The organism is Bradyrhizobium sp. USDA 4538, from assembly GCF_024171045.1.
Lineage (GTDB): Bacteria > Pseudomonadota > Alphaproteobacteria > Rhizobiales > Xanthobacteraceae > Bradyrhizobium > Bradyrhizobium australafricanum.
The window spans coordinates 4328269-4354623 of the sequence record NZ_JALJZE010000001.1; the positions used below are offsets into that span (position 1 = coordinate 4328269).

Genomic DNA, 26355 nt, shown 5'->3' on the forward strand with positions numbered 1-26355 from the left:
ATATCGAAGGCGGGTAGAGATCAGAGTTCGGGCTTCTGCCGGATGATCACCTTGGTGCCGACCGGAACGCGGTTGTAGAGATCGGCGACGTCGTTGTTGACCAGGCGGAAGCAGCCGGAGGAAACGGCGGTGCCGATGGTGTCGGGCCGGTTGGTGCCGTGGATGCGGTAGACCGTGGTGCCGAGATACATCGCGCGTGCGCCGAGCGGATTGCCCGGGCCGCCCGCCATGAAGCGCGGCAGATAGGGCTGGCGCGCGATCATTTCCGGCGGCGGCACCCAGTCGGGCCACTCGGCCTTACGGGTGATGCTCACGAGGCCCTGCCATTGAAAGCCTTCGCGGCCGACGCCGATACCGTAGCGGAGCGCGCGGCCATTGCCCTGCACCAAATAAAGGTGACGTTCGGCCGTCGCGACGATGATGGTGCCCGGCGCCTCATTGGACCGGTAATACACGACCTGCTTCTGCCATTCCGGGTCGAGCTCGTAGCCGTCGTCAGCAACAAGGCCGGGCTCGTCGGCGTCCGGGCGGTTCTGGGCGAAGCCCTGCGACGTCGACAGCACGAGCGCGCCCGTCGCGATCAACATCCAGACCAGGTGACGAAACTTCGTCATTGAAAGCTCTCCTTGTTGGCACGCGGCCAAATGGTTGCTCCACCCGCAAATCAGGCAGCATCAAATCTCAGCGGCAGCTTGATGGCAAGCTTAGGGCGGCATCACAGGTATATCCCTGTAATGCTTCTGTTTTTTGTCATTGATTGTCGCGGCACGTTGCGCGGGCCGCCTCATTTCGGCGCGATCCAGAGTCGCAAGGCGAACGAGATCAGCGCCACGGTGCCGACGCCGCCGAGCCACAGCGCTGCGAACCACAGCAGGCGCTGGCCGAGCGGCCGCTGATTCGAGCCCTCGGGCATCAGTGGTATCCGTGGCCGGGGCGCACCTTGCCGCGGAACACCCAATAGGCCCAGGCGGTGTAGCCGAGGATCAGCGGCACCAGGATCGAGACGCCGACCAGCATGAAGACCTGGCTGTTGGTCGGTGCCGCCGCCTGCCAGATCGTGATGCTCTGCGGCACGATGTACGGATACATGCTGATGCCGAGTCCGGCATAGGACAGCGCGAACAGCCCGAGCGTCAGGAAGAACGGCTGATGGTCGTTCTTGTTGCTCAGCGCGCGCAGCAGCAGCGCGGTGACCGCGGCGACCGCGATCGGCACCGGCGCGGTGAGGATGATGTTGGGCCAGGCGAACCAGCGCTGGGTGTACTGCACGCTGAGGAAAGGCGTCGCGATGCTGACGGCGCCGATTGCGCCCAGCATCGCGACCAACAACATCCAGCTCAGATGATAGGCGCGGTCGCGCAGCTCGCCCTCGGTCTTCATCACCAGCCAGGTCGCGCCGAGCAGCGCGTAGCCGATCACCAGCGCGACGCCGGTCAGGACGCTGAACGGCGTCAGCCAATCCCACCAGCCGCCGGCGTACTGGCGGCCCTCGACATGGATGCCCTGCAGGATGGCGCCGAGCGCGATCCCCTGCGCCAGTGTCGCAAGCAGCGAGCCGCCGGCGAAAGCGATATCCCATTTGTTGCGCGCCTTCTGGGTCCGCCAGCGGAATTCGAAGGCGACGCCGCGGAACACGAGGCCGAGCAGCATCGCGATCATCGGCGTGTAGAGCGCCGGCATCAGCACCGCATAGGCCAGCGGGAACGCCGCCATCATGCCGCCGCCGCCGAGCACCAGCCAGGTCTCGTTGCCGTCCCACACCGGCGCCACCGTATTCATGATGACGTCGCGGTCGGTCTTCTGCGGAAACAGCGGAAACAGGATGCCGAGGCCGAGATCGAAGCCGTCCATCACGACATAGACGAACACGGCAAAGGCGATGATGAAGGCCCAGATCGTGGCGAGATCGATCATCGCGCGCCCTCCACGGCAGCACCTGCCGCCGGCGTGATGCCTGCTGCGCGGGCGGGAAGATCTTTCGTCGGGCCTTGCTCGCCGGGATGCGGCGGCTGCGCCATCAGCCGCAGGATGTAGATCACGCCCGCGGTGAACACGGCGAAATAGACGATGATGAAGGCGATCAGCGACGAGCCCACCGCGGGCGCCGCCAGCGGCGACGCCGAATCGGCGGTCCGCAGCAGCCCGTAGACCGTGAACGGTTGCCGCCCGGTCTCCGTGGTGATCCAGCCCGCGAGCACCGCGATGAAGCCGGCGGGGCCCATCAGCACGGCGAAGCGATGCAGCAGCGGCGACTGGTACATCATCCCCCGCCAGCGCATCAAAAGGCTGAGCAGGCCGAGCCCCATGATCAGGAAGCCGAGGCCGACCATGATGCGGAACGACCAGAAGGTGATCGGCACCGGCGGCCAGTTCTCGCGCGGCACGGTGTCGAGGCCGGCCAGCGGCGCGTCGAGCGAATGCTTCAGGATCAGCGACGACAGTTTCGGCACCTCGATCGCATACTTCACCTTCGCCTCACGCTGGTCGGGCCAGCCGAACAGGATCAGCGGCGCGCCGTCCTTGTGGCTCTGGTAATGGCCTTCCATCGCCATCACCTTGGCGGGCTGGTGCTCCAGCGTGTTGAGGCCGTGCTGGTCGCCGGCGAGGATCTGGATCGGCGCCACCAGGGTGGCCATCCACATCGCCATCGAGAACATCACGCGCGCTCCCGCCAGATGCTGGTCGCGCAGCAGATGCCAGGCACCGACCGCGCCGACCACGAGCGAGGTGGTGAGGTACGCCGCCAGCACCATGTGCACGAGGCGATAGGGGAACGACGGATTGAAGATCACCTTGAGCCAGTCGGCGGCGACGAACTGGCCGTCGGCGTTGACGGCGTGGCCGGTCGGTGTCTGCATCCAGGAATTGGCCGACAGAATCCAGAACGCCGAGATCAGCGTGCCGATCGCGACCATCAGCGTCGCCACGAAGTGCAGCCTGGGGCCGACGCGCTCGAGCCCGAACAGCATCACGCCGAGGAAACCGGCTTCCAGGAAGAATGCGGTCAGCACCTCATAGGCCATCATCGGGCCGATCACCGGCCCGGTCTTGTCGGCAAAGGACGACCAGTTGGTGCCGAACTGGTAGGACATCACGATGCCCGAGACCACGCCCATGCCGAACGCGACCGCGAAGATCTTCAGCCAGTAATTGAACAGGTTGATGTAGACCTCGCGCCTGGTGGCAAGCCACAGCGCTTCCAGCACCGCGAGATAGCTCGCAAGCCCGATCGAGAATGCGGGAAACACGATGTGGAACGACATCGTGAAAGCGAATTGCGCGCGGGCGAGTACGACCGCATCCCAGCCTTCGAACATTACGCACCATCCGTCGTCGACCTGGCGTGGACCTTACCACGTCAGCTGTGACGACAAAGAGGGCGGATTGTCCGACTAGAGCGGGTTGAGTTTTGGCTGGATCGGCTTGGCGCGGTCCCGGTTCACCTCTCCCCGTCGGGGAGAGGTGAGCTTTCGACGCCGTTCCAGCTCAACCTGATTTTCATCAGGCTTTAGCTATTGGCGTTGAGCAGCCGCGCGACGGTGCGGTCGATCTCGTCGTACTGTCCCTCGCCGGCGTGCTGGAACACGATCTTGCCGTTCTGGTCGATCACGTATTGCGCCGGCCAATACTGGTTGCGGTAGGCGTTCCAGGTCTGCGAATTGTTGTCCTGCGCCACCGGATAGAGGATGCCGTGCCGCTTCAGCGCCGCCTGCACGTTGGAGGCCGAATGCTCGAACGGGAATTCCGGCGTGTGGACACCGATCACGACGAGGCCGCGATCCCGGTACTTCGAATAGAGCTGGGTGACGTGCGGCAGCGTGTTGACGCAGTTGACGCAGCCATAGGTCCAGAAATCCACCAGCACGACCTTGCCGCGCAGGTCGGCGAGCCTGAGCGGCTGCGAATTGAACCAGTTGCTGATGCCGACGAATTCGGGCGCGGTCTGGCTCTGTCCGGTTGTCATGGCGATCGCCCGCGGCACCGGCTGTGCCGGCGCGTCTGACTCGGTGCAGAGGCCGGGAATGACGGCGCCGCCGAGGCCAAGGCCCGTAACCAGAGCGGATACGGCAATCAAGCGCAGGGACATCGATATCTCCTTTGGGCTTACAGGCCGATCTGGCCGTTGGGATAGAACTGGGTCAGCCACGCCACGATCAGCGTGTCGTATTGCAGGTAGGACAGCGCGGCGAATGCGACGATCACGACGCCGAAGCCCTGCTGCAGGCGCGGCGCGATCCGCGCCATGCTGCGCACGCGCGTGGTGACGGCCTGTCCGCCATAGGCAATCGCAAGCATCGGGATCGCGGCGCCGATCGCGTAGGTGACGAGCTGCAGGCTCGCCCACGCGGTGTCCTTCGAGGTCGCGACGATGGTCAGGATCGAGCCGAGCACGGGGCCGGCGCACGGCGTCCACACCAGGCCGAGCGTAGAGCCGAGCACGAAGCCGCCGAACAGGCTTTGCGACGGCGCGGCATGACCGAGGCTGCCCTGTTGTTTAGACGCGCTTTCTTGACGCGAACCGGTTTCGCTCGAAAACGCTTTGGTAGCGCCGGTGAGCCGGATCGACAGCCATTCGAACGGCGCCGGCCAGATCATCAGGAGGCCGAAGCCCGCGAGCAGCACGGCCGCGCCGGTCCGCAGCACGTTCGGATCGAAATCGAAGGCGCGCGTGATCGCGCTCAGCAGCAATGCCACCGCAGAGAATGACATCACGAAGCCGAGCGCGATCATCGCGGGCCGCGCCTTGCCGGTCTGGCCTATCGATACCCCGAGCAGGATCGGCAGCATCGGCAGGGTGCAAGGGGCGGCGACGGTGGCGACACCGGCAAGCAGGGCAAGGGCAAGGCTGAGCATCGTCATCCGTCCATCAGAGTCCCGGCGCGCCAGAGGGCCGTGCCGGGTACGCCTGATGTTCTTCGCGAGGACGGTTTGGCCGTTACGGCGGGCCGGTCGCGGGCCGCGTCACGTCTGTGTGAGGCGAGGTGCACTCGGCTTCACGACGTCGCGTCAAATACAGAGCGACCCGGCTGGGGGGCATCCCGGCCGGGTCGTTGGAGGCTACTTGGGAGGTTAGAACGAAGAAGTATCGAAACCGGTTCAGTGAATTGGGGTTGGGGTTGCGTCGTTGGATATAGGTATAGAGGTCGCGTTTTTCCGGGTGATGTCGTCGATTGTTTCAATTGTTTCGTCGCCTGAATTTTTCGGCTTCGTGAACAATTGCCCGGGTCGCGTGATTTCCATTTAAGGTATTGAATTTGCAGTCTTTTATGCGGCGACGCTATCCACGCCGGCACCCCGCAGGAGGTCGGCGAGCTGCTTGCGGGCATAGAACATGCGGGTCTTCACCGTGCTCTGCGGGATCCCGATGATCTGCCCGGCCTCCTCGACCGACTTCTCATGGTAGTAGACCAGATTGATGATCTCGCGGTGAGCCGGCGACAGCTTGGCCACGCAGGCGCGGAGGATCTCGCTGGTGGTGGCGCGATCGAGCGAGGTTTCCGGCGTGTCGGCGCCGTCGGCGATCTCCAGCACGTCGTCCTGGTCGATGTCCTCATGCTTGCGCTGGCGTAGCGCGGTCAGCGCCTTGAAGCGGGCGATCGAGAGCAGCCAGGTCGAGACCTGCGAGCGGCCCTCGAATTGGGCCGCGGTGCGCCAGACGTCCAGGAACACCTGGCTCACCAGGTCCTCGGCCATCGTGGTGTCGCGCACCATGCGGAGCACGAAGCGGTAAACCCGGACGTTATGACGGGAATAGAGCGTGTGCATCGAGGTGCGGTTATTCTTGGCGATACGCGCGAGCAGCGTTTCATCCGAGGTCGCGCGAGCAGCGTCGATATGCTTCGTGGCTGCAGAGTTGATGGCGATGACGTTCGGCATGACAGGCTCCCAGTTCGCCGTTGGGCGGCGGTTCGTTGGGAGAATTGTTAGTTACGGCCCGTTTCCGGATGTCTGCGCGAAAAGCGGAAAATGGTTTCGTGAACGGGAGAATTGTTTCGTCGCCGGCCCGACGACGAAACATTCGGGACCAAAAAGCCAATAATTTCAATGCGAGGAAAATTCGAACGGCCGGATTCCCGCCGTCGGAACGAATCCGGCTGTTATGACTTCTGGCACTGTCGGGGCTTATTCGGCCGCCTGCAGCGAGGGCGCCGCCTTTTTCGGGGCAATCCAGAACGCATCGGGCCGTTCGAACAGGAAATTGGCCCGCGCCGCCAGCGCCAGCCGCCAGATCAAGAGCGAGCCGGCGACGCCGACCGCGGTCACGATCAGCGAGATCAGGCCGATGTCGTGGATGACGCCGAAGCGCAGCAGAAGGGTGCGTGACGCCGCCATCGGCAGGAAGAAGGCGAGATAGATCACGATCGAATGCTCGCCGCAGAAGCGCAGGAAGCCAAGCCAGTGCGCGCGCGCCAGCAGCGTGCCGGTCACGATGATCGCGCAGGCGCCGGCAAAGCCGAGTGCCAGCGAGACGACCGGCCATTCGCTCACCTCGAGCGCAACCAGGCCGCCATTGATCAGCGCCCAGAGCCCAAGCCCGAGCAGGGCAAGCGCAGGCCGTGCCCGCGCGCGGTCCGAGAGCGCGAACACGTAATCGGCGAGGACATAGCCGGTGTAGAAGTAGACGAAGCGCGAGCAGAATTCGTCGACCACGGTCCAGCCGGTCGCGACATGCGCGGTCTCCAGCGCTGCCGCGATCAGCCAGATCACGAGCGGGTGGACGTTGCGCGCGAGCTTGGTGACGACGAAGAAGATCGGCAGCAGATAGATGAACCACAGCGTGCCGAACGGCTCGATGAAGGACTCGAGGTATTGCAGCCCAACCTGGGCCCAACCGGTCTCGGCGGCCAGCGACGGCGCCTTGAAGCCGAACTGGATCGTCACCCAGAGCACGTAGAAATAGGCGAAGTGCATCACCTTGCGGTCGAGATAGGTGCGCCAGTCGCGATCGATCACGACCGACAGGAACAGGCCCGAGATCAGGAAGAAGTCAGGCATCCGGAACGGCTTCGCGAACATCACGACGTAATGCATGAAGCCGGTCTGCTCGGCGGCCTTCTCGACCCCCAGCACCGAATGCATCATCACGACCATGATGATGCAGATGCCCTTGGCGTAGTCGACCCAGTCGACGCGTCCGCTCGCGCCTGGGGCGGAACGATCTGTCGCAGCGGCTGTGCCGTTCGTGGTCATCTTTGTCTCGTTCCGGCGTGATCGTGCCTATCATCGGCCCGATCGGTTGCTTTCTCCTTTATTGATACAAATGGTGTGCCACCAAACCGGACCTTTCCGCGGGTTTCCCGTAGCCGGCGAATGGTCTAAGAGGCGAGGGAATCCGACACGGATTGTTAACCATGGGACGCAGCCCGGCCCGAGCGCCGCTGCGATGATGAAAAGTCCTTGCCGCGCCAATTCGATAGTCCGCTGCCGATCGACGCCGTGCTCGATGAGCTCGATCGCACGCTCGAGGGCCACAACGCCGCGGTGCTGGTGGCGCCGCCGGGCGCCGGCAAGACCACGCGCGTGCCGTTGGCGTTGCTCGATGCACCCTGGGCGAGGGGCAAGAAGATCATCGTGCTGGAGCCGCGCCGCATCGCCGCGCGCGCCAGCGCGGAGCGGATGGCGAAGACGCTCGGCGAGCGTGCCGGCGAGACCGTCGGCTATCGCGTGCGCTTCGGCTCGAAGGTGTCGCGCGCGACTCGGATCGAGGTCGTCACCGAAGGCATCTTCTCGCGCCAGATCCTCGACGATCCCGAGCTCAACGGCGTCGCCGCGGTGCTATTCGACGAATTCCACGAGCGCTCGCTCGATGCCGATCTCGGGCTGGCGCTGGCGCGCGACGCGCAGACCGGCCTGCGCGAGGACCTGCGGATCCTCGTGATGTCGGCAACGCTCGACGGCGCACGCGTCGGAAAACTGCTCGGCGACGCGCCGGTGGTCGAAAGTGAGGGGCGCGCCTTTCCGGTCGAGACCCGTTACGTCGGCCGCAAGGTCGACGCGCCGCTGGAGCGGCAGATGGCCGAGACGATCGCGGCCGCGCTGCGCGCCGATGCCGGCTCGGTGCTCGCCTTCCTACCGGGCGCCGCCGAGATCCGCCGCACCCAGACTTTTTTGGCCGAGCGCGTGCACGACGCCGCGGTCGAGATCGTGCCGCTGTTCGCCGCGCTCGATGCCAGCGTGCAGGATCGCGCCATCGCGCCGGCGCCGAAGGGCACCCGCAAGGTGGTGCTGGCGACCTCGATCGCCGAGACCTCGCTGACCATCGAGGGCGTCCGCATTGTGGTCGATTCCGGCCTCGCGCGGGTGCCGCGCTACGAGCCAGACATTGCATTGACGCGGCTCGAGACTGTGCGGGCGTCGCGCGCCGCGGTGGATCAGCGGCGCGGCCGCGCCGGCCGCATCGAGCCCGGCGTCTGCTACCGGCTCTGGGACGAGCCGCAGACCGCGTCGCTACCGGCCTACACCGCGCCCGAAATCCTCTCCGCCGATCTGTCCTCGCTGGTGCTCGACCTCGCGCAATGGGGCGTCAGCGATCCCGCGGGCCTTGCCTTCCTCGATCCACCGCCGGGACCGGCGCTGAAGGAAGCCAGATCGCTGCTGTCGGAGCTCGGGGCGCTCGACGGTGATGGCCGCATGACAGAGGAAGGGCAGAGCCTGCGCGCGCTGGCGCTGCCGCCGCGGCTGGCGCGCATGATCGTGGATTCCGCCCGCTTCGGTATGGGCGAGGAGGCGGCCGAGATCGCCGCGGTTCTGACCGAGCGCGGGCTCGGCGGCGACAGTGTCGATCTCGACGTCAGGCTCGACCAGTTCCGCCGCGACCGTTCGCAGCGCGCATCGAGCGCTCGCAGCATGGCGGCGCGCTGGGCCGCGCAGGTGAAGTCGGCTGTCGGCGAAGCGAAGGATCTCTCCACCGGCGTCATGCTGGCCTTCGCATTCCCGGATCGGGTCGCCAGGAACCGCGGCAATGGCAGCTTCGTGCTGGCCAACGGCCGCGGTGCCGCCGTCGAGCAGACCGCGGCGCTGGCGCGGCTGCCTTATATCGCGGTCGCCGAACTGACCGGCACGGCCGCGAGCGGCCGCATCCTGCTGGCGGCGCCGATCACCCAGGAGGAGATCGAGCAGCGTTTCGCCGACCAGATCGAGAACGTGGAAGAGGTGACGTTCGACCGCGGCGCGATGGCGCTGCGCGCGCGGCGCCGGCGTTCGCTGCACGCGATCACGCTGTCGGAAGCACCGATGTCGCTGTCGCCCTCGGCCGAGACCGCGCGCGTCTTCGCCGACGGGCTCATCGCGGCCGGGCTCGACCGGTTGCCGTGGTCGAAGCACTCCAAGCAATGGCGCGACCGTGTCATGTTCCTGCGCAAGGCCGAGGACGAGAGCTGGCCCGATCTGTCCGACACCGCGCTCGCCGCGCGTGCCGACGACTGGCTGGTGCCGGCGCTCTGCGACAAGACCGCGCTGAAGGACCTGTCCGCCGGCGACCTGTCGGACGCGTTGATGGCGTTGCTGCCGTGGGAATTGCGCGCGCGGCTCGATCGCGAGGCGCCGACGCATTTCGAGGCGCCGACCGGAACGCAGCTCGCGATCGATTACGAGGCCGAGCAGGGCCCGACCATCGCGGTGCGGCTGCAGGAGCTGTTCGGGCTCAACACCCATCCCTCGATCGCCAAGGGCGCGGTGCCGCTGGTGCTGGAACTGCTGTCGCCGGCACAGCGGCCGGTGCAGGTGACGCGCGATCTGCCCGGCTTCTGGCGCGGCAGTTACGCTGCGGTGCGTTCCGACCTGCGCGGCCGCTATCCGCGCCATCCCTGGCCGGAAGATCCCGCCAGCGCGATGCCGACCAGGCGCGTGAAACCGCGCGGCACGTGACGGGTCGCGAATCTCATGCATCGCCGTCATTGCGAGGAGCGATAGCGACGAAGCAATCCATCGTTCCGCGCATGCCGCACGATGGATTGCTTCGCTTCGCTCGCAATGACGGGCATAGACCCGCACCATCCGGGACGTAACGCTGGCGAGCGTCCGCAAACGGTGGTTAGATTTGCACGCTGGGATGGGATCACGGGCTCGCAGTTTGGGGAGGTCACCGTGGAGATCAAGAACGCATCGCCGTCGCTGTACAACGAAGACCTGGCGCCGGCCAAGGAACGCAACTGGGGCGCCTTCAGCATCTTCAACGTCTGGACCTCGGACGTGCATAGCCTGTGGGGCTATTATCTCGCCGCCAGCCTGTTCCTGCTCTGCGGCAGCTTCGTCAATTTCATCCTCGCGATCGGCGTCGGGTCGCTGGTGATCTTCGTGCTGATGAGCCTGATCGGCAATGCCGGCGTGAGGACCGGCGTGCCCTATCCGGTGCTGGCGCGCGCCTCGTTCGGGGTCTGGGGCGCCAACATTCCGGCGCTGGTCCGCGCTGTCGTCGCCTGCTTCTGGTACGGCGCGCAGACTGCGGCGGCCTCGGGCGCGATCGTTGCGCTGCTGACGCGCATCGACAGCTTCAAGGCGTTCCACCAGTCCAGCCATATGCTCGGCCATTCCACGCTCGAGGTGATCTGCTTCGTCGTGATCTGGGCGCTGCAGCTCCTGATCATCCAGCGCGGCATGGAAACGGTGCGGCGCTTCCAGGACTGGGCGGGACCTGCGGTGTGGTTGATGATGCTGATCCTTGCGATCTATCTGTGCATCGCGGCCGGCGGCATCTCGCTCACCGCGCCGATCCCGCAGGACGTGCTGCTGGAGAAGACCAAGGAGGCTGGCGTACCCGGCGTGCCCGGCTCGTTCCCGGCGCTGTGCGCCGTCGCCGCGACCTGGATCACCTATTTCGCCGCCCTCTATCTCAACTTCTGCGACTTCTCGCGCTATGCGCCCGATGCAGCCGCGCTGCGCAAGGGCAATATCTGGGGCCTGCCGGTCAATCTGATCCTGTTCTCGCTGGTCGCCGGCGTCACCACGATCGCGGCGTTCAACGTCTATCACGAGGTGCTGCTGCATCCCGACCAGATTTCGGCGAAGTTCGACAGCTGGTTCCTGGCGCTGCTCGCGGCGGTCACCTTCGCGGTGGCGACGCTCGGCATCAACGTCGTCGCCAATTTCGTCTCGCCGGCGTTCGATTTCTCGAACGTGTTTCCGCGGCATATCGACTTCAAGAAGGGCGGCTATATCGCGGCGCTGATCGCGCTGGCGCTGTATCCGTTCGCGCCCTGGGAGGGCAGCGCCGCCTCGTTCGTCGGGCTGATCGGCGCGACGATGGGACCGATCTTCGGCGTCATGATGGTCGACTATTACCTGATCGCCAAAGGCCGTGTGAACGTGCCGGCGCTGTATCAGGAGAACGGCGAATATCGCTTTCAGAACGGCTGGAACGTCAGCGCGCTGATCGCCGCCGGCATCGGCGCGCTGTTCTCGTCGGTGCTGCCGAACTTCACCTCGATCCTGCCGGCGTGGTGGGCGGTCTATGGCTGGTTCTTCGGTGTCGGGATCGCGGGCGCGGTCTATTACGCGCTGCGCGTTGCGATGCCGAGCCCGGTCGCCAGGACGGCCTGAGAGACGGCCTGAGAGACGGCCTGAGGGCCGGAAATTGCGGCCCTCGCGGGCGACCGACGTCATTCGGCCGCCCCTTGGGGCTCGCATTAACCCTTCGCTCATCCTTTTCGCCAAAATGGCAGGCTCGTGCCGCCGCCCTCGCTCGCGGCGGGGCGGGCGGCGTGGTGAAATTGCGTGTTCGGTTTTCCGAGTATGGTGTCATGCGTAACCTGATGATTTTCGCGGCCATCCTGATCGGGCTGGGCACCTTCATGGCTCAGATGGCCAGCAAGATGTCGCCCGCCGCCGCGACCACCACAAAGCAGATCATGGCCCCAGCCGTCACGGTGGCGCAGGCCAGCGCCCGCACGCTCAGTATTGCGCCCGATCCTCGCGGTCATTTCGCGACCGACGGCCGGATCGACGGCCAGCGCATCAACTTCATGGTCGACACCGGCGCCTCGGTGGTAGCCCTGAACGAAACGTCCGCGGCACGCTTCGGCCTGCGTCCGGTGCCGGGCGATTACACCTCGCGCGTCACCACTGCCAACGGCACCATCAAGGCCGCGCGCGCCCGCATCGCCATGATCGAGATCGGCGGCCTCACCGTGCGCGACGTCGACGCCCTGGTGCTGCCCGACGAGGCGCTGTCGGAAAACCTGCTCGGCCTGTCCTTCCTGTCGAAGCTGAAGCGCTTCGAATATGCCAACGGCAAATTGTTGCTGGAGCAGTAAGGCCGATTGGCATCAAAGCCTATCCAAGTCTTCCGCTGGATGTCTTCCTCCGTGATGCGCATCGTCTCCTCAGAACGGCAGAAATTCCGCCGAAACTGAGGAAGGCGGACACACAAGTCGCCGCGAGGGAATTCAGTGCGCTGCTTGTTCACATTTTGGGAATGAGAGCGTAGTCGAGTCGATCTTCGCGACGGCGCGGCATTTGCGCCAGACGTTCGCGGGCAACGTCAGACCTGAGGCGCTTTCGCAGAGCGTCGCGCCGATCTCCCGGCGTGCTCACTGTAAATCCCTACTGCACTCTCTGATATAGCCGGGCGGGTCGTCGACATTCGGGCAGCGCACGACCTGAACGCAAAAGACTTCATCACCGTGTTTGAATATCGAGACTTTTAAACGCTCGCCTCTCTCCGTCGGTTTCCCAATAATAGCTATGCCTAGGCCGGCATCGTCACCCGATAGCGACACCTCATCTTCCCCAAAAGGAAAAACGGATAGACACTCTTTCGGCACATCAATCCATTGCCCATTGTGTTCAATGCGCATCGACCGTTCCAAGCCTACCCCAAACCCTTTCTTTTCCGGGTTTCGGTCGCAAACTGCCTTGAGGGTGCGAAGTTCGATCTTCGCAAGATCCCCGCCTTGTTGATTTTTGAAAGTCAAAGTCACGACATCCGGCTTACACCAGGGGCCCGAGTTTGCCTTGCATACCGTTGAATTGGCGAGCAGAAGGCATAAGGCTCCGGCGAGCACGAACATTTTCATCGGCATGACTCAATATTTGTATCGATTCCAATCAGGCATTCTCGACCCCGTTGGCTTGCCGTGAAGCCAATACAAATAGCTCCCATCCCAAGATCCAACCCACGCTCGATAATCCGGAGTTTTCTGCGAATAAGCCTTCGCATTGTCTAGATCTCCATCACTCTCGTGCTGATCATCCCAGTGCATGTGCCGACGTGCCACCGCACCGCTGTCGCCAAACCCCACACCACCGCCCAGCGCTCCGTCTTGGAATCCGCGCGCTATCTGATCGTAGTAATATAGTCCGCCGCGCTTATGAATTTCCACGCCCAGTTCCGGGATAAAACCCCTGCTCTTGGTCTCTTCCGGGTAATATTGGGCACCAAGGTCTATCATTTCCTTACGGGCAGCGTCCCATGCGCGCTCCGCGCTCTCGAAACCGATCCCCGCATTGCGGCTCGGAAAGTCGCCACCTTCGGCGCCGCCAAAGCGCTTGATGCCAGCGACGCCACCCGATCCGCTGGGGCTGTTGCCCGTCGCCGGCCCGTTGACGCCGGGCTGACCGGCTGCTGTCGCAGGCTGTTGCGGCTGGGTTTGCGGCTGTGGCCGCGTTAGTTGAGTCGATGTCGGCGGCTGTTGAATCTGCGCCTGTTGAGTTACGCCATCCGCGGCGAACGGATCGTGGTCAACGGGAACGAGCGAGTAGTCATCGAAATCCGGCTGATGGTCCACCGGCACCAGAGAGTAATCAGGCATTGATCATCACCTACAGATATTGCGGGCATCTTCGGGCGAGCGCGTGCGGCGCGCCTCGCGGAGAGTGCTGGGTTGGCTTTGAGTGTTTGAAGGCAAGTGCTTGAAGGCAAGTGCTTGAAGGATAGCTTGCGCGGCGGCGCGGAAGTGTCGCTTCCGGCTCGGCTTGTCCATCGTGTTCGCCGGACCGCCGCCTGTCGGCGAGGTCGGCCCTGGCTATCGGCCAGCTCAGTTCGTTGCGGTGGCCAATTGCGGCGCGCCCGGCAGTGGATTGGCCGACAGCGTCTTGTCCAATTCAAAAAGCCCGCAGCGGATTTTCCGGTGCGGGCTTAATTGTTGCGACGATGAAATATATCGGTGAGTTGCCCGACGTGTCAATTGTTCGACGCGCAGATTGCAGAGCGCCGGGAGCGGCTGAAATAACAACCGCACGGCAATGCCTGTCCTTGCCTAGCGCCGCCCCTGCAGAAACCATGCTGGGTCAGAGCGATTAGCGGTCAAGCAGCTCGCAGGGCGCAACGGCGTGGCGTGTTGCGCCGCCGTGCAAGGATGGGTGGATGACGACAGTATTTCGCCGACGCCAAATCTGCCTTAATTATTGGCCACAAGCCGTCAATCCTGCCTTCCGCTGCGGCGATGCATTCGCTAAAGCCAGCGGCATCGCTCCTCCGCATTTCCACGAGGCCATTTCTGATGTTTCCCAAGCCGAAACCCGCGCTGGTTCCGAACACCTACGCCTTCGAATCCGAGCCGATGGTGAAGCCGACCGGGTTTCGCGAGTACGACGCGCGCTGGCTGTTCAACAAGGAAATCAACCTGATGGGCGTGCAGGCGCTTGGCATGGGGCTCGGCGCGCTGATCGCGGAGCTCGGCGTCCGCCAGGAGATCGTCGCCGGTCACGATTTCCGCGGCTATTCCGCCTCGATCAAATACGCGCTGATCTCGGGCCTGATGGCGGCGGGCTGCAAGGTGCATGACATCGGGCTCGCGGTGACGCCGATGGCCTACTTCGCGCAGTTCGATCTCGACGTGCCCTGCGTCGCCATGGTCACCGCCTCGCATAACGACAATGGCTGGACCGGCGTCAAGATGGGCGCTAACCGCCCGCTGACCTTCGGTCCGGACGAGATGTCGCGGCTGAAGGAGATCGTGCTCAACGCCGAATTCAACAACAAGGCCGGCGGCTCCTATCAATTCCACGAGAATTATCCGGCGCGCTACATCGCCGACCTCACCAGCCGGCCGAAGCTGAAGCGCAGGCTGAAGGTCGTCGCGGCCTGCGGCAACGGCACCGCGGGCGCGTTCGCGCCGCAGGTGCTGGAGGCGATCGGTTGCGATGTGATCCCGCTCGACACCGAGCTCGATCATACCTTCCCGAAATACAATCCGAATCCGGAAGACATGGAGATGCTGCACGCGATCCGCGATGCGGTGCTGGCGCACAAGGCCGATGTCGGCCTCGGCTTCGACGGCGACGGCGACCGCTGCGGCGTGGTCGACAACACCGGCGAGGAGATCTTCGCCGACAAGGTCGGCGTCATGCTGGCGCGCGACATGTCGGCGATCAATGCCAACGCGCAGTTCGTCGTCGACGTGAAGTCGACCGGGCTGTTCGTGACCGATCCCGTGCTGCAGAAGCAGGGCGCGAAGACGGTCTACTGGAAGACCGGCCATTCCTACATGAAGCGGCGCACCAATGAACTGGGCGCGCTCGCCGGCTTCGAGAAGTCCGGCCACTTCTTCTTCAACAAGCCGTTCGGCCGCGGTTATGACGACGGCCTGGTGTCGGCGATCGCGATCTGCGAAATGCTCGACCGCGCCCCCGGCAAGTCGATGGCCGACCTGAAGAACGCGCTGCCGAAGACCTGGTCGTCGCCGACCATGTCGCCGCATTGCGCCGACGAGGCGAAGTACGGCGTCGTCGACGCTGTCGTGAAGCACTTCGAGGCGTTGCAGCAGCAGGGCGGGAAGGTCGCGGGCCAGAACATCCGCGACCTCGTCACCGTCAATGGCGTGCGCGTCACGGTCGAGGACGGCAGCTGGGGCCTGGTGCGCGCATCCTCGAACAAGCCGGAGCTCGTGGTCGTGGTGGAAAGCCCGGTCAGCGAGCGGCGCATGCACGACATGTTCGAGGCGATGGATGCCGTGCTGCGCACGCATCCCGAGGTCGGCGAGTATAATCAGAAGATTTGAGCTGGGTGCTCCTGGGTCGTCATTGCCGGGCTTGACCCGGCAATCCATCTCGGAAAAGCTTTCTTGAAAATCGATGGGCACGCGGGTCAAGCCAGCGTGCGACGGTCGGTGTCCGCAGCTTCACGCCGCCCGCAGCGAGGCCAGGAAGCGGTCCAGCTCGGTCTTCAGCCACTCCGATTGCGACGACAGGCCGTTGGCCGCATCGAGCAGTTGTGCGGTCGCGCTGCCGGCCTGCTCTGAGGCGTGGTTGACGTTGAGGATGCCCTTGTTGACATCCCGCGTGCGATCGGCGGCCTGCTGCAAATTGCCGGAAATCTCGCGGGTCGCCGCGCCCTGCTGATCGACGGCGGCCGCGATCTCGCCGGAGACCTGGTCGATCTCCGCGATCGTGGACCCGATGGTCCCGATCGCGCTGACGGCCGCGCCGGTCGCGCTCTGGATATCCTGGATCTGGGCCGAGATCTCCTCGGTCGCCCTGGCGGTCTGGTTGGCCAGTGCCTTGACCTCGCTCGCGACCACGGCGAATCCGCGGCCATGCTCGCCGGCGCGCGCCGCTTCGATGGTGGCGTTCAGGGCGAGCAGATTGGTCTGGCTGGCGATGCTCTGGATCAACGTCACCACCTCGCCGATCTTCTGCGTGCCGGCGGCAAGGCCTTCGACGACGCTGTTGGTGCGGCGTGCCTCGTCGGCGGCCTTGGCGGCGATCCGTGCCGAGCGCGTCACCTGCTCGGCGATGCTGTTGATCGAGGCCGTCAGCTCTTCGGTCGCGGACGCGACGGTTTCCACATTGCTCGAGGCCAGCGTCGATGCGGAGGCGGCGGCGGTGGCCTGGCGGATGGTTTCGGCGTTGCTGCCGTTCATCGTTGCCGACAGGTCCTGCATCGCGCCCGCCGCCACCGCGACGGCCTCGACGACCTCGCCGATCTTGCGCTCGAAGCCGGCGGCGAGCTCGCGCCGCGCGGCATCGCGATCCTGCTTGGCGCGTTCGGCCTCGATGCGCTCGGCATTGGCGCGCGCCTCGGCGGCACCGGCGGCCTCGGCTTCCGCCGCCTTCAGCGCCGACGTCCTGAACAGTTCGGCAAGCGTGTGCGCGAGCCAGATCAGCACGCCGGCCTCGATCAGCAGGATCACGGCGTGGAGAACGACGCGACCGAAATCGGCGCCGCCGGGATAGATCGCAGCCGGCAGGATGAAATTCAGCGTCAGGTGGTGCAGGGCAACCGCCAAAGTGCCGGCGACGATCGGCCGATAGTCGCAATAGGCGACGAGGCACGCCAGCGCGGCGAAGAAATACATGTGCATGTCGACCTGCCAGCGGTGGCCGGCAAACTGGTAGACCAGCATCGACACGCCGGCCATCAGGGCCACGGCAACGATCAGGCGGGTTGAAACGCCGTTCCCCGAGACGCGCCACGACAACGTCGCGGCCAGCGCCATCGCGACCATGAAGCCGGCCGGCATCAGCCAGTCGGTGTGTAGCGTCATGCCGACGATGATCGCGATCGGAACGTGCAGCCAGAGCACAACGAGCAGGATCTTGCTGGCCGTCTCGCGCAGGGCCGCCATTTCATCGCCTTCGAAGGTCATCCCCAACCCCCAGATCGTCATCCGCCCCGAAGCAGCCGGCGATCGCCTGCGGATCCATGGTCAGCAAGGCGCCGGCCTCGTACAGCCGGCCCAGCCCGCCATTGCGGTCAGGCCGCACCACCAGCAGGGCCGGGATCGCGGTCATCCGAACGATCGACGCATCGGCGGATGCGGCGGCCAGCAGCGCGCGCTCGGCGCGCCACCATGGCGGAAAGGCCACGGCCACCACATCGCTGCCCGCACGCACCTGCAACGACAGCGTTGCGACCGCGATCCAGCTCGCGATCAGCAATGCGGCCGCGCCCAGCCAGGCAGGCCGTCGTTTCGCTGGGATGATCTCCCCCGGCTCCATCGCAGCAGAATACCGCTGCCGGCGCTAACTTCAGGTAAATGCCGAACCGGCGAACTACCTGGGGGCGTATCGACCTGTCGTGTGGGGTGTGCGGCTGCGCTTACGCCGCGGGCACCGGCAGCGCCGTCACCGACTTGATCTTCTCCATCGCGAAGCGCGAGGTGACATTCTTCAGCGGCACGGCACTGATCAGCTTCTTGTAGAAGACGTCGTAGGCCTGCATGTCCGCGACCACGACGCGCAGCATGTAGTCGACGTCGCCGGCCATCCGGTAGAACTCCATCACCTCGGGCATGGCGCTGACGGCGTCGGCGAATTTGCGCAGCCAGGCTTCCGAATGGTCGGCGCTCTCGACCGAGACGAACACCGAAATCCCGAGGCCGATCTTGTTCTGGTCGACCAGCGCCACGCGGCGCAGGATCACGCCGTCGGCCTCCAGCCGCTGGATGCGCTTCCAGCACGGCGTCGACGACAGGCCGACCCGGTCGCCGATCTCGGCGACGGAGAGCGACGCATCCTCCTGCAACACGGTCAGAATCTTGCGATCGATCGCATCGAGGCGGCGGCTGTTGTCATGAAGCTGAATGGCGACATCGGTCATAGAAGAAAGTTCCATATGAAGGTTCAATATCCCTCATATAGAGAAGAATCTTCCAAATCAAGCGATTCGTGACGGCTCAGGCCGGCCTGGCGTCGGCGTGCTGACCCAAAAACTCTTCAACTTCAGTACGTTGCGGTGCGGCATAAGCACCCCCGAAGCGGGTGCATTTCAGCGCTGCAGCGGCCGAGGCGAAGCGGAGTGCGTCGCGCAGCGGCTGCTTCTCGGTGATGGCGAGGGCGAACGCCCCGTGGAAGACGTCGCCGGCCCCGAGCGTGTCGACGGTATGGACCGGGAAGGCCGGGGTTTCCTCGAGCTCGCCGTTCTCGTTGAGCCAGATCGTGCCCATCGGCCCGCGGGTGCCGGCCAGGAAGGAGGGGGTGAGCTTGGCGAGCTTGTGCAGCGCCTGGCCGTCGTCGGTGACGTCGGCGGTCTCCTGCAGCGGCTCGCTGGAGAACACCAGATGGGAGGAGGCGGTGAGCAGCCCCTCCCGCATCGACATCGCGCGGTCGACGTCGACCACCACGGGGATGCCGCGCTTGACCGCCTCGGCGCAAAGCTCGGTGCAGAACGGCGCGCAGCGGCTCTCGGTCAGGATCGCCGCGCAATCCTCCAGCAACAGCTCGGTCGGCGGCAGCTTGACCTTCCAGAGTTCCGGATCGCGGAAGGTGACGATGGTGCGTTCGCCGCTGTCGTCGATCATGATCGCCGAGATCGGGGTGACCAGGTTCGGCATGTGGATCAGATGATTGGTCTCGATGCCTTCCTGGGCGAGCTTGTCGAAGATGTAGCGGCTCGAGGTCTCCTGCGAATCGCCCATCGGTCCGCAGATCGAAGCGCGCCCGCCCAGTCGGACGATGCCGATGGCGGCGTTCAGCGCATTGCCGCCGCAGATCTCGTCGAAATGCGTCGCATTCTCCTTGGAGCCGCGCGCCGGGACGCTGACGCGAAAGGTCAGGTCGCGCACCGGCAGGCCGATGCAGAGGATGCGGGGCGGGACTTTCGGGGCGCCGTTCTGAAAATTCATGCGGGGATCCGTCGCAATGGTTCCGTTACTGCCAGAACTGTGTCCAGCTTTAATCGGCAGAACGATGTCCGGTTCCCGCTATTTGTCCAACGGGTTCTGGTGATGCACCCAGCGGCCGAGCAGATGATGGGCAATCGCGAACGGATGCGGGCCGGCGAGCCCTTCGGGATGCTGGCGCTTCAGCATCAGCGACGCCTCGGCATGGTCGAACCAGCGCGCATCTTCCAGCTCGGTGCGGTCGACCACGATGTCCTCGTTGGTCGCGCGCGCGGTGCAGCCGATCATCAGCGATGACGGATAGGGCCAGGGCTGCGTCATGTAGTAATTGACGTCGGTGCAGCGGATGCCGGACTCCTCGAAAATCTCGCGCCGCACGGCGTCCTCGATGGTCTCCGCGGCTTCCACGAACCCGGCGAGGCAGGAATACATGCCGGGCATGAACTGCTTCTGCCGTCCCAGCAGCACCTTATCGCCATACGTGACCAGCATGATCACCACCGGGTCGGTGCGCGGAAAGTGCTCGGCCTTGCAGCTCGGGCATTCGCGCTTCCAGCCGCCGTCCTTCATCGCCGTGCGGGTGCCGCAGTTCGCGCAGAAGCCGTGGCGCTGATGCCAGGTCACCATCGATTTCGCCATCGCGATGGCCGAGAGCTGCTCGGGCGGCACCACCCCCTGCATCGCCATGCCGCGCAATTCGGTGATCGCGACGTCGGCGCGTCCGACCAGCTTCTCGGCCGCCTGCGGCGCGATCCCCATGCCGAAGATCGGCGCGGCGTCGCGCAGCCCGAGGAAGATCGTGCCGGGATTGGCGCCGTAGCTGCGGGCTTCCTCCAGCGAAAGCAGTGCGCGGGCCCCGCCATCCTCCTGCTTCACGACCAGCGAGTCGCGATAGATCACATAGGCTCTAGCTTCGCGGTGGCCCTCCAGCGCGAACAGCTTCTCGTCGTTGGTGCGCAGATGCGCGGCGCGGTCCAGCACGTGGGTGACGAAGGCCGGCTGGCCGAGCGGAAATGAATCGAATGCAGACATTGAATGTTCAACCCAACCAGATCTTGCGGCGAAGCGCGCTGATGAAATTCTGCACTTCCTCGGCGTCATGCGCCAGCGGCGGCATCACGCCCCAAACGGGACGCGGCCATGCAGCGTCGCTGGTGCGGCGCGCGATGACGTGGACGTGCAGCTGCGGGACGAGGTTGCCGAGCGCGGCGACATTCAGCTTGTCGCACTTGGTGACCTCTTTCAGGGCCCGGGAGACGCGGGTGATTTCCGTCATCAGCTGCGCCTGCGCGACCTCGTCGAGGTCGATGATCTCGACCGCGCCGTCGCGCCGCGGCACCAGCAGCAGCCACGGATAATGCGCATCCTTGATGACGAGCACCTTGCACAGCGGCAGGTCGCCGATGTCGATGGTGTCTTTCTTGAGCTGCGAATGCAGCGACCAATTGGAGGCGGACATGGGGGGCAAATAATGCCTTTCCGTGTTCCCAGACAAGTCCCACAAAGCCAGCCTTACAAAGCCGGGTCAGGCCGCTTGCTTTCCGGCGGTTTTGGCCCCAAATAGGGATCGGGAGATTGGCGGTGGACGAGCCACTCGCCAACCGGGTCAGGTCCGGAAGGAAGCAGCCCTAACGAGGTCCGGATCGGGTCGCTCGTCAGTCTCCTACCTGTTTTTCGAGCGAATCGCGCTGGAATGGCGGTCTCCGCGCCCGGCGCTCGATTTTGGCTCCTATCCGCACGCCGGCTGAAGAGACAATTCCCAAGTTGCGGATCGATGCATGAATGACGCTGGCGACCCCTCCCATCCGTCCGACGGCGCAGGCAAAGGGAGCCTTGACGGCGGTTTCGATCTCGGCGGCGCGCCGGACGCCGCAAAACCCTACCGCGTTCTTGCTCGCAAATACCGCCCCTCCAGCTTCGAGGACCTGATCGGCCAGGAGGCTATGGTGCGCACGGTCTCGAACGCGTTCGAGACCGGGCGAATTCCGCAGGCCTGGATTCTCACCGGCGTCCGCGGGGTCGGCAAGACCACCACCGCGCGCATCCTCGCTCGCGCCTTGAACTACGCCAAGCCGGACGGCTCGGTGCAGGGGCCGACCATCCACATGCCGGACCTCGGCATCCACTGCCAGGCGATCATGGAAAGCCGGCACATGGACGTGCTGGAGATGGACGCCGCCTCCCACACCGGCGTCGACGATGTCCGCCAGATCAATGACAGCGTGCGCTACGCGCCGGCCAGCGCACGCTACAAGGTCTACATCATCGACGAAGTCCACATGCTGTCGACGGCGGCCTTCAACGCCTTCCTGAAGACGCTGGAGGAGCCGCCGGAGCACGCCAAGTTCGTGTTCGCCACCACCGAAATCCGCAAGGTTCCGATCACGGTGCTGTCGCGCTGCCAGCGCTTCGACCTGCGCCGCGTCGAAGCCGACGTGCTGATGAAGCATCTCGGCAATATCGCGACCAAGGAAGGCGTCGAGGTCGAGCCCGAGGCGCTCGGCATCATCGCGCGCGCGGCCGAGGGATCGGTGCGCGACTCGCTGTCGCTGTTCGACCAGGCGATTGCGCATGCCGCCGGCAATGTGAAGGCCGACGCGGTCAGGCAGATGCTCGGCCTCGCCGACCGCACCCGCGTGATCGATCTGTTCGAACAGCTGGCGCGCGGCGATATCGCCGCCGCCTTCGCCGAATTCCGCGCGCAATATGACGTCGGCGCCGATCCGGTCGTGGTGCTGTCCGACCTTGCCGAGTTCGTCAATTTCGTCACCCGCGTGAAGTTCGTGCCGGGGACGGCCGACAATGTTGCGTTCGGCGAGACCGAGCGGGTGCGGGCGCGCGAGTTCGCCGCCAAGCTGTCGATGCGGGTGCTGTCGCGGATGTGGCAGATGCTGCTCAAGGGCATCGCCGAGGTGCAGACCGCGACGCGCCCGGCCGCCGCGGCCGAGATGGTGCTGGTGCGGATCGCCTATGTCGCCGATCTGCCGACGCCGGATGAGGCGATCCGGATGATCGAGCAGAATGGCGGCGGCGCGGCGCCCGCGACGTCGGGTTCCGCCGCGTCGTCACCGTCACGCGGCGCACCGAGCTCGGCGATGTCGGCCATGCCGTCGGCGCCGGTGCGCACGCCGCAGGCCGCGCCGCGCGGCGATCTCGCCGCGCGTCCGCAGATGGCAGCGCCGGCCGCCGATGCCGCGCCGGCGCTGCGGATATCAAGCTTTCCGCAATTGATCGCGCTCGCCGGCGAGAAGCGCGACATCATGATGAAGAGTGCGCTGGAGGCCGATGTGCGGCTGGTGCGCATCGAGGACGGCCAACTCGAGATCGCCCTCGAGCCGAAGGCGCAGCGCGCGCTGGTCACCGATCTGTCGCGCAAGCTCGAACTATGGACCGGGCGGCGCTGGACCGTGATCATCTCCAACGAGGCCGGCCAGCCCACGGTGCGCTCGCAGAACGAACTGGCGCGCAGCGAGCACCAGCGCGCCGCCGAGGCCGATCCGCGCGTGCAGGAGGTGCTGGCGCGCTTCCCCGGCACCAAGGTGGTCGAGGTTCGCCGCCTTGCCGCCGAGGTTCCGGTTTCGGATGCCACCGGCGAAGACCCGATTGAAACTTCCGACAGCGACGACGATTGATATTTGGCTACAGGGACGCACGCATGGCTGATTTTCTCGGCATGATGAAGCAGGCAGCGCAGCTGCAATCCAAGATGCAGGAGATGCAGGAACAGCTCGGCAATGTCGAGGTCGAAGGCATCTCCGGCGGCGGCCTGGTCACGGTGCGCATGACCGCCAAGATGGAAGTGAAGGGCATCAAGATCGATCCGTCGCTGATGAAGCCGGAGGAACGCGAGGTGCTCGAGGATCTCCTGGTCACCGCGCATGGCGATGCACGCCGCAAGGCCGAGACCGCGATGCAGGAGAAGATGATGGCGCTGACCGGCGGGCTCGGCCTGCCGCCGGGATTCGGTCCGACTTAAATGGCTGCAAGCGTTGCCGGCCCCGAGATTGAACGCCTGATCCAGTTGCTGGCGCGGCTGCCCGGGCTCGGGCCCCGTTCGGCGCGGCGCGCGGCGCTGCATCTGATCAAGAAGCGCGAAGCCCTGATGACGCCGCTGACCGCGGCGCTGCAGGTCGCGATCGACAAGATCCAGGTCTGCAAGACCTGCGGAAACATCGATACACAAAACCCCTGCACCGTGTGCACGGATCCGCGCCGCGATCCCTCGATCATCGTCGTGGTCGCGGACGTCGCCGACCTCTGGGCGCTGGAACGCGCCAATGCGACCAATGGCCGCTATCACGTGCTCGGCGCGACGCTGTCGCCGCTCGACGGCGTCGGTCCACAGGATCTCACCATCGATCAGCTGGTGGCGCGTGCGCATGCGCCCGAGGTCAGCGAGATCATTTTGGCGCTCAATGCGACCGTCGATGGCCAGACCACCGCGCATTACATCACCGACCTGTTGTCGGAGGCCAATGTGCGGGTGACGCGGCTGGCGCATGGCGTGCCGGTCGGCGGAGAGCTTGATTACCTCGATGAAGGTACGCTATCTGCAGCCATGCGGCAGCGGACGCTGTTCTAGCGCGCGATGCTGGCGCCGAGCACGCGTCAGGCGCCAAGCGATCGGTCACAATCCGAAAAGATCGCACCGAAACAAAATGGTAGGGTGGATGCCGATTCGGGGACGGTCATTCACGCTCTGACGAATCAAGATACGGAACCACTGACAATGACGGCACACCGATTCGGCGTACGCTTATTCGGCGTACGTTTGCGCTTTGCGCTTCTGGCGGCAACGTTCGCCGCGCCTTGCGCGCTCGCGCAGCAGGCCGACGCCCCGCAGAAGCCCGGCAAGATGATCCACGCCGGCGACGTGCTGTCGGGAGAGCTCGGCGTCATGAAGGTGCGTGACGCCAAGAACCGCGGCAAGCGCGTCGCGACCTACCAGATCACCAGCGAGCCGCGCCGCCTGCCGCCGCCGAACGGTCTGTGCAATCTCGAGACCGGGCCGGAAACCTTCCAGCTGATTCCGACCAACGACGCCCAGGCCGCGCAGCTCAAAAGCCTCTCCGGCAAGGAAATCTCGGTGAAGGTCGACGAAGTCGCCTGCGCCAAGGATGCCGGCGAGATGAGCGAAGCCATCGTCACCAAGTGGAGCGTAGTGGCGAAGTAGGGTCGTGCCTCGGTTACGGTGTCATCGCCTGGATGCGCGGGTAATGACACCGCGCTGTTTCTTGAGTTGCGACCCATCCTCATCGTCGTCCTGGCGAAGGCCAGGACCCATAATCACCGGCCTTGCTTGTCGGATGGATCGTGGCCCCGACATCGCGCAACAATTCGCATTTGGGGTAATGGGTCCTGGCTTTCGCCAGGACGACGCGCGGAGAGAGTGGTTCCGCCGCTTCCCCGCTGAATTACGAACGCCTCTGGAATACAGGGCGGATTCACCCGGTCAAGCCGGGCTACAGGCGACTAAACCCGCACCGGCCCCAGCTCGTCGAAATGCCCGCGCCGCTGCAGCCAGGCGAGCAGGATCAGGCTCGGGATCGCGACCAGCACGCAGATCACGAAGAACATCTGCCAGCCGACGGCCTTGGCGACATAACCAGCGCCTGACGACAGATAGGTGCGGCCGACCGCGGCGAGCGCCGTCAGCAGCGCATACTGGGTCGCGGTGTGCAGCGGGTTGCGGCACAGCGCCGACAGATAGGCGACGAAGATCACGGTGCCGATCGCGCTGGTGAAATTCTCCGCGGTGATCGCAAGCGCCAGCGCCCATTGATCGACCCCGACATGCGCCAGCCACGAGAACGACAGGTTGGCGATCGCCTGCAGCACGCCGCCGATCCACAGGCTGGTCGCCAGCGAATAGCGCCGCGCCACGAAGCCGCCGGCAAAGCCGCCGATCAGGGTCGCGGCGAGGCCGACGCCCTTCACGATCGCCGCGTAATCGACCTTGGAAAAGCCGATGTCGATCACGAACGGCGCGGTCATGGTGCCCGAAAACGCGTCGGTGAACTTGAACAGCACCACAAAGGCGAGCGCCGCGAAGGCGTCCTTACGGCTGAGGAACTCGGAGAACGCGCCGAGCGCGGCGTGTAGCACGCGTTCGGCCGCGTTCTGCGCATGCGTGGCCGCCTCCGCGCCTTTCGATTGGGCCGGCTCGGTCGCAGCCAGCGCGGTGATGATGCCGATCACGACCAGCGCGGCCATCACCACATAGCCCCACATCCAGGCCGAGGGGCGCGCGAGGCCAGCGGACTCGAAGCCGCTGACGATGAACAGCGCGCCGGCGGTCGAGACCAGCATGCCGACGCGGTAGGCCGCGACATAGGACGCCATGCCGGCGGCCTGCTCGCTTTCGGGCAGGCTTTCGACGCGGAAGGCATCGACCACGATGTCCTGCGTCGACGAGGCGGTTGCGACCAGCAGCGCGGCGAAGGCCGCGAACCATGGCGAGCGCGCCGGATCGGCCATCGCCAGCACCAGGATCGCCGCGATCAGCAACAGCTGCGAGAACAGCAGCCAGCCGCGGCGGCGGCCGAACATCTGCGTGAACAGCGGCACATGCAGCGCGTCGACCAGCGGCGCCCAGAGGAACTTCAGCGTGTAGGGCGTGCCGATCAGCGCCAGCAGCCCGATGGTGCCGAGATCGACCCCGGCCTCCTTCATCCAGACCTGCAGCGTCGAGCCCGACAGCGCCAGCGGCAGCCCCGAGGAGAAGCCCAGCAGCAGCACGATCAGCACCCGCGGCTGCAGGTACACCGCAAAACTGTCGCGCCAGGAGGTGGCGGCGGGGGGATTCTTTTCCGATTGGGTCGCGGTCACTTCGGGCGCGGTCATGCCCCTCTGTTAG

General features: G+C 65.1%; 26 protein-coding genes and 1 other RNA gene. 9 read left to right on the top strand and 18 right to left on the bottom strand.

Annotated features, from left to right (window positions below):
- Window positions 1-20: 20 nt before the first annotated feature.
- From J2R78_RS19440 to J2R78_RS19475, 8 genes are all read right to left on the bottom strand, one after another.
- Entirely contained in the window at window positions 21-614 is a 594-nt protein-coding gene (locus tag J2R78_RS19440; RefSeq protein ID WP_253606232.1) for a L,D-transpeptidase, read from the bottom strand.
- A 170-nt stretch (window positions 615-784) separates the two neighbouring features.
- Window positions 785-913 carry a DUF2474 domain-containing protein gene (locus J2R78_RS19445; RefSeq protein WP_156436394.1) on the bottom strand — a complete coding sequence of 43 codons (129 nt, stop codon included), beginning with the start codon at window positions 911-913 and terminating at the stop codon, window positions 785-787.
- Window positions 913-1914 carry a cytochrome d ubiquinol oxidase subunit II gene (gene cydB, locus J2R78_RS19450; protein ID WP_057018993.1) on the bottom strand — a complete coding sequence of 334 codons (1002 nt, stop codon included), beginning with the start codon at window positions 1912-1914 and terminating at the stop codon, window positions 913-915. The genes J2R78_RS19445 and cydB overlap by 1 nt, the downstream gene beginning before the upstream one ends.
- On the bottom strand, window positions 1911-3317 hold the full coding sequence (locus tag J2R78_RS19455; protein ID WP_253606234.1) for a cytochrome ubiquinol oxidase subunit I: 1407 nt from the start codon (window positions 3315-3317) through the stop codon (window positions 1911-1913). Before J2R78_RS19455 ends, cydB begins: the two co-directional genes overlap by 4 nt.
- 191 nt (window positions 3318-3508) lie before the next feature.
- Window positions 3509-4087: a thioredoxin family protein gene (locus J2R78_RS19460; RefSeq protein WP_076834906.1), complete on the bottom strand. Its 579-nt coding sequence runs from the start codon at window positions 4085-4087 to the stop codon at window positions 3509-3511.
- A gap of 17 nt (window positions 4088-4104) precedes the next feature.
- The gene (locus tag J2R78_RS19465) at window positions 4105-4854 is read right to left on the bottom strand and encodes a cytochrome c biogenesis CcdA family protein (RefSeq protein WP_309145048.1); all 750 of its coding nucleotides are present in this window, start codon (window positions 4852-4854) and stop codon (window positions 4105-4107) included.
- A 411-nt stretch (window positions 4855-5265) separates the two neighbouring features.
- Window positions 5266-5877, bottom strand: a complete 612-nt coding sequence (locus J2R78_RS19470) for a sigma-70 family RNA polymerase sigma factor (RefSeq protein ID WP_057018990.1) — start codon at window positions 5875-5877, stop codon at window positions 5266-5268.
- Between the two features lie 246 nt (window positions 5878-6123).
- Window positions 6124-7191, bottom strand: coding sequence for an acyltransferase family protein (locus J2R78_RS19475; protein WP_253606237.1), 1068 nt, complete (start codon window positions 7189-7191; stop codon window positions 6124-6126).
- 207 nt (window positions 7192-7398) lie between these two features.
- On the opposite strand from J2R78_RS19475, the gene hrpB reads away from it, so the two are divergent.
- The 3 genes from hrpB to J2R78_RS19490 all read left to right on the top strand — a co-directional run bounded on the left by hrpB (window position 7399) and on the right by J2R78_RS19490 (window position 12251).
- Complete coding sequence (hrpB, locus tag J2R78_RS19480; RefSeq protein WP_253606239.1) at window positions 7399-9867, top strand: ATP-dependent helicase HrpB; 2469 nt, start codon at window positions 7399-7401, stop codon at window positions 9865-9867.
- A gap of 219 nt (window positions 9868-10086) precedes the next feature.
- The gene (locus J2R78_RS19485; protein WP_057018987.1) at window positions 10087-11538 is read left to right on the top strand and encodes an NCS1 family nucleobase:cation symporter-1; all 1452 of its coding nucleotides are present in this window, start codon (window positions 10087-10089) and stop codon (window positions 11536-11538) included.
- Between the two features lie 200 nt (window positions 11539-11738).
- Entirely contained in the window at window positions 11739-12251 is a 513-nt protein-coding gene (locus tag J2R78_RS19490) for a TIGR02281 family clan AA aspartic protease (protein WP_253606241.1), read from the top strand.
- A 276-nt stretch (window positions 12252-12527) separates the two neighbouring features.
- Here J2R78_RS19490 and J2R78_RS19495 read toward each other — a convergent pair whose 3' ends face one another.
- The 3 genes from J2R78_RS19495 to J2R78_RS19505 all read right to left on the bottom strand — a co-directional run bounded on the left by J2R78_RS19495 (window position 12528) and on the right by J2R78_RS19505 (window position 14177).
- The gene (locus J2R78_RS19495; RefSeq protein ID WP_143029463.1) at window positions 12528-13013 is read right to left on the bottom strand and encodes a hypothetical protein; all 486 of its coding nucleotides are present in this window, start codon (window positions 13011-13013) and stop codon (window positions 12528-12530) included.
- 9 nt (window positions 13014-13022) lie between these two features.
- Window positions 13023-13748 (bottom strand): hypothetical protein, encoded by a 726-nt coding sequence (locus J2R78_RS19500; RefSeq protein WP_253606243.1) that lies wholly within the window; start codon window positions 13746-13748, stop codon window positions 13023-13025.
- Window positions 13749-13973: 225 nt separating this feature from the next.
- Window positions 13974-14177 carry a hypothetical protein gene (locus tag J2R78_RS19505; protein WP_253606245.1) on the bottom strand — a complete coding sequence of 68 codons (204 nt, stop codon included), beginning with the start codon at window positions 14175-14177 and terminating at the stop codon, window positions 13974-13976.
- Window positions 14178-14438: 261 nt separating this feature from the next.
- Here J2R78_RS19505 and J2R78_RS19510 point away from each other — a divergent pair, with 261 nt between their 5' ends.
- A complete protein-coding gene (locus tag J2R78_RS19510; RefSeq protein WP_253606247.1) occupies window positions 14439-15938 on the top strand; it encodes a phosphomannomutase/phosphoglucomutase in 1500 nt (499 codons plus the stop codon).
- Window positions 15939-16058: 120 nt separating this feature from the next.
- Here J2R78_RS19510 and J2R78_RS19515 read toward each other — a convergent pair whose 3' ends face one another.
- The 6 genes from J2R78_RS19515 to J2R78_RS19540 all read right to left on the bottom strand — a co-directional run bounded on the left by J2R78_RS19515 (window position 16059) and on the right by J2R78_RS19540 (window position 20958).
- Window positions 16059-17525 carry a methyl-accepting chemotaxis protein gene (locus tag J2R78_RS19515; RefSeq protein ID WP_253606249.1) on the bottom strand — a complete coding sequence of 489 codons (1467 nt, stop codon included), beginning with the start codon at window positions 17523-17525 and terminating at the stop codon, window positions 16059-16061.
- On the bottom strand, window positions 17506-17817 hold the full coding sequence (locus J2R78_RS19520) for a hypothetical protein (RefSeq protein WP_253606251.1): 312 nt from the start codon (window positions 17815-17817) through the stop codon (window positions 17506-17508). Before J2R78_RS19520 ends, J2R78_RS19515 begins: the two co-directional genes overlap by 20 nt.
- Before the next feature lie 160 nt (window positions 17818-17977).
- Complete coding sequence (locus J2R78_RS19525; RefSeq protein ID WP_016848075.1) at window positions 17978-18478, bottom strand: Lrp/AsnC family transcriptional regulator; 501 nt, start codon at window positions 18476-18478, stop codon at window positions 17978-17980.
- A gap of 76 nt (window positions 18479-18554) precedes the next feature.
- Window positions 18555-19502: a sugar kinase gene (locus J2R78_RS19530; protein ID WP_057018982.1), complete on the bottom strand. Its 948-nt coding sequence runs from the start codon at window positions 19500-19502 to the stop codon at window positions 18555-18557.
- 78 nt (window positions 19503-19580) lie between these two features.
- The gene (gene nudC / locus J2R78_RS19535) at window positions 19581-20531 is read right to left on the bottom strand and encodes an NAD(+) diphosphatase (RefSeq protein ID WP_076834914.1); all 951 of its coding nucleotides are present in this window, start codon (window positions 20529-20531) and stop codon (window positions 19581-19583) included.
- A 7-nt stretch (window positions 20532-20538) separates the two neighbouring features.
- Complete coding sequence (locus J2R78_RS19540; RefSeq protein ID WP_016848078.1) at window positions 20539-20958, bottom strand: HIT domain-containing protein; 420 nt, start codon at window positions 20956-20958, stop codon at window positions 20539-20541.
- A gap of 111 nt (window positions 20959-21069) precedes the next feature.
- Here J2R78_RS19540 and ffs point away from each other — a divergent pair.
- The 5 genes from ffs to J2R78_RS19565 all read left to right on the top strand — a co-directional run bounded on the left by ffs (window position 21070) and on the right by J2R78_RS19565 (window position 24672).
- Window positions 21070-21166: signal recognition particle sRNA small type (gene ffs, locus J2R78_RS19545), an RNA gene on the top strand.
- Window positions 21167-21277: 111 nt separating this feature from the next.
- Window positions 21278-23131, top strand: a complete 1854-nt coding sequence (locus J2R78_RS19550) for a DNA polymerase III subunit gamma/tau (protein WP_253606252.1) — start codon at window positions 21278-21280, stop codon at window positions 23129-23131.
- A gap of 23 nt (window positions 23132-23154) precedes the next feature.
- Entirely contained in the window at window positions 23155-23475 is a 321-nt protein-coding gene (locus J2R78_RS19555; RefSeq protein ID WP_028335943.1) for a YbaB/EbfC family nucleoid-associated protein, read from the top strand.
- On the top strand, window positions 23476-24081 hold the full coding sequence (gene recR / locus J2R78_RS19560; RefSeq protein ID WP_028335942.1) for a recombination mediator RecR: 606 nt from the start codon (window positions 23476-23478) through the stop codon (window positions 24079-24081).
- Window positions 24082-24228: 147 nt separating this feature from the next.
- Window positions 24229-24672: a hypothetical protein gene (locus J2R78_RS19565; protein WP_375166720.1), complete on the top strand. Its 444-nt coding sequence runs from the start codon at window positions 24229-24231 to the stop codon at window positions 24670-24672.
- A 299-nt stretch (window positions 24673-24971) separates the two neighbouring features.
- Here J2R78_RS19565 and J2R78_RS19570 read toward each other — a convergent pair whose 3' ends face one another.
- Window positions 24972-26342, bottom strand: a complete 1371-nt coding sequence (locus J2R78_RS19570) for an MFS transporter (protein ID WP_253606254.1) — start codon at window positions 26340-26342, stop codon at window positions 24972-24974.
- Between the last annotated feature and the right edge of the window lie 13 nt (window positions 26343-26355).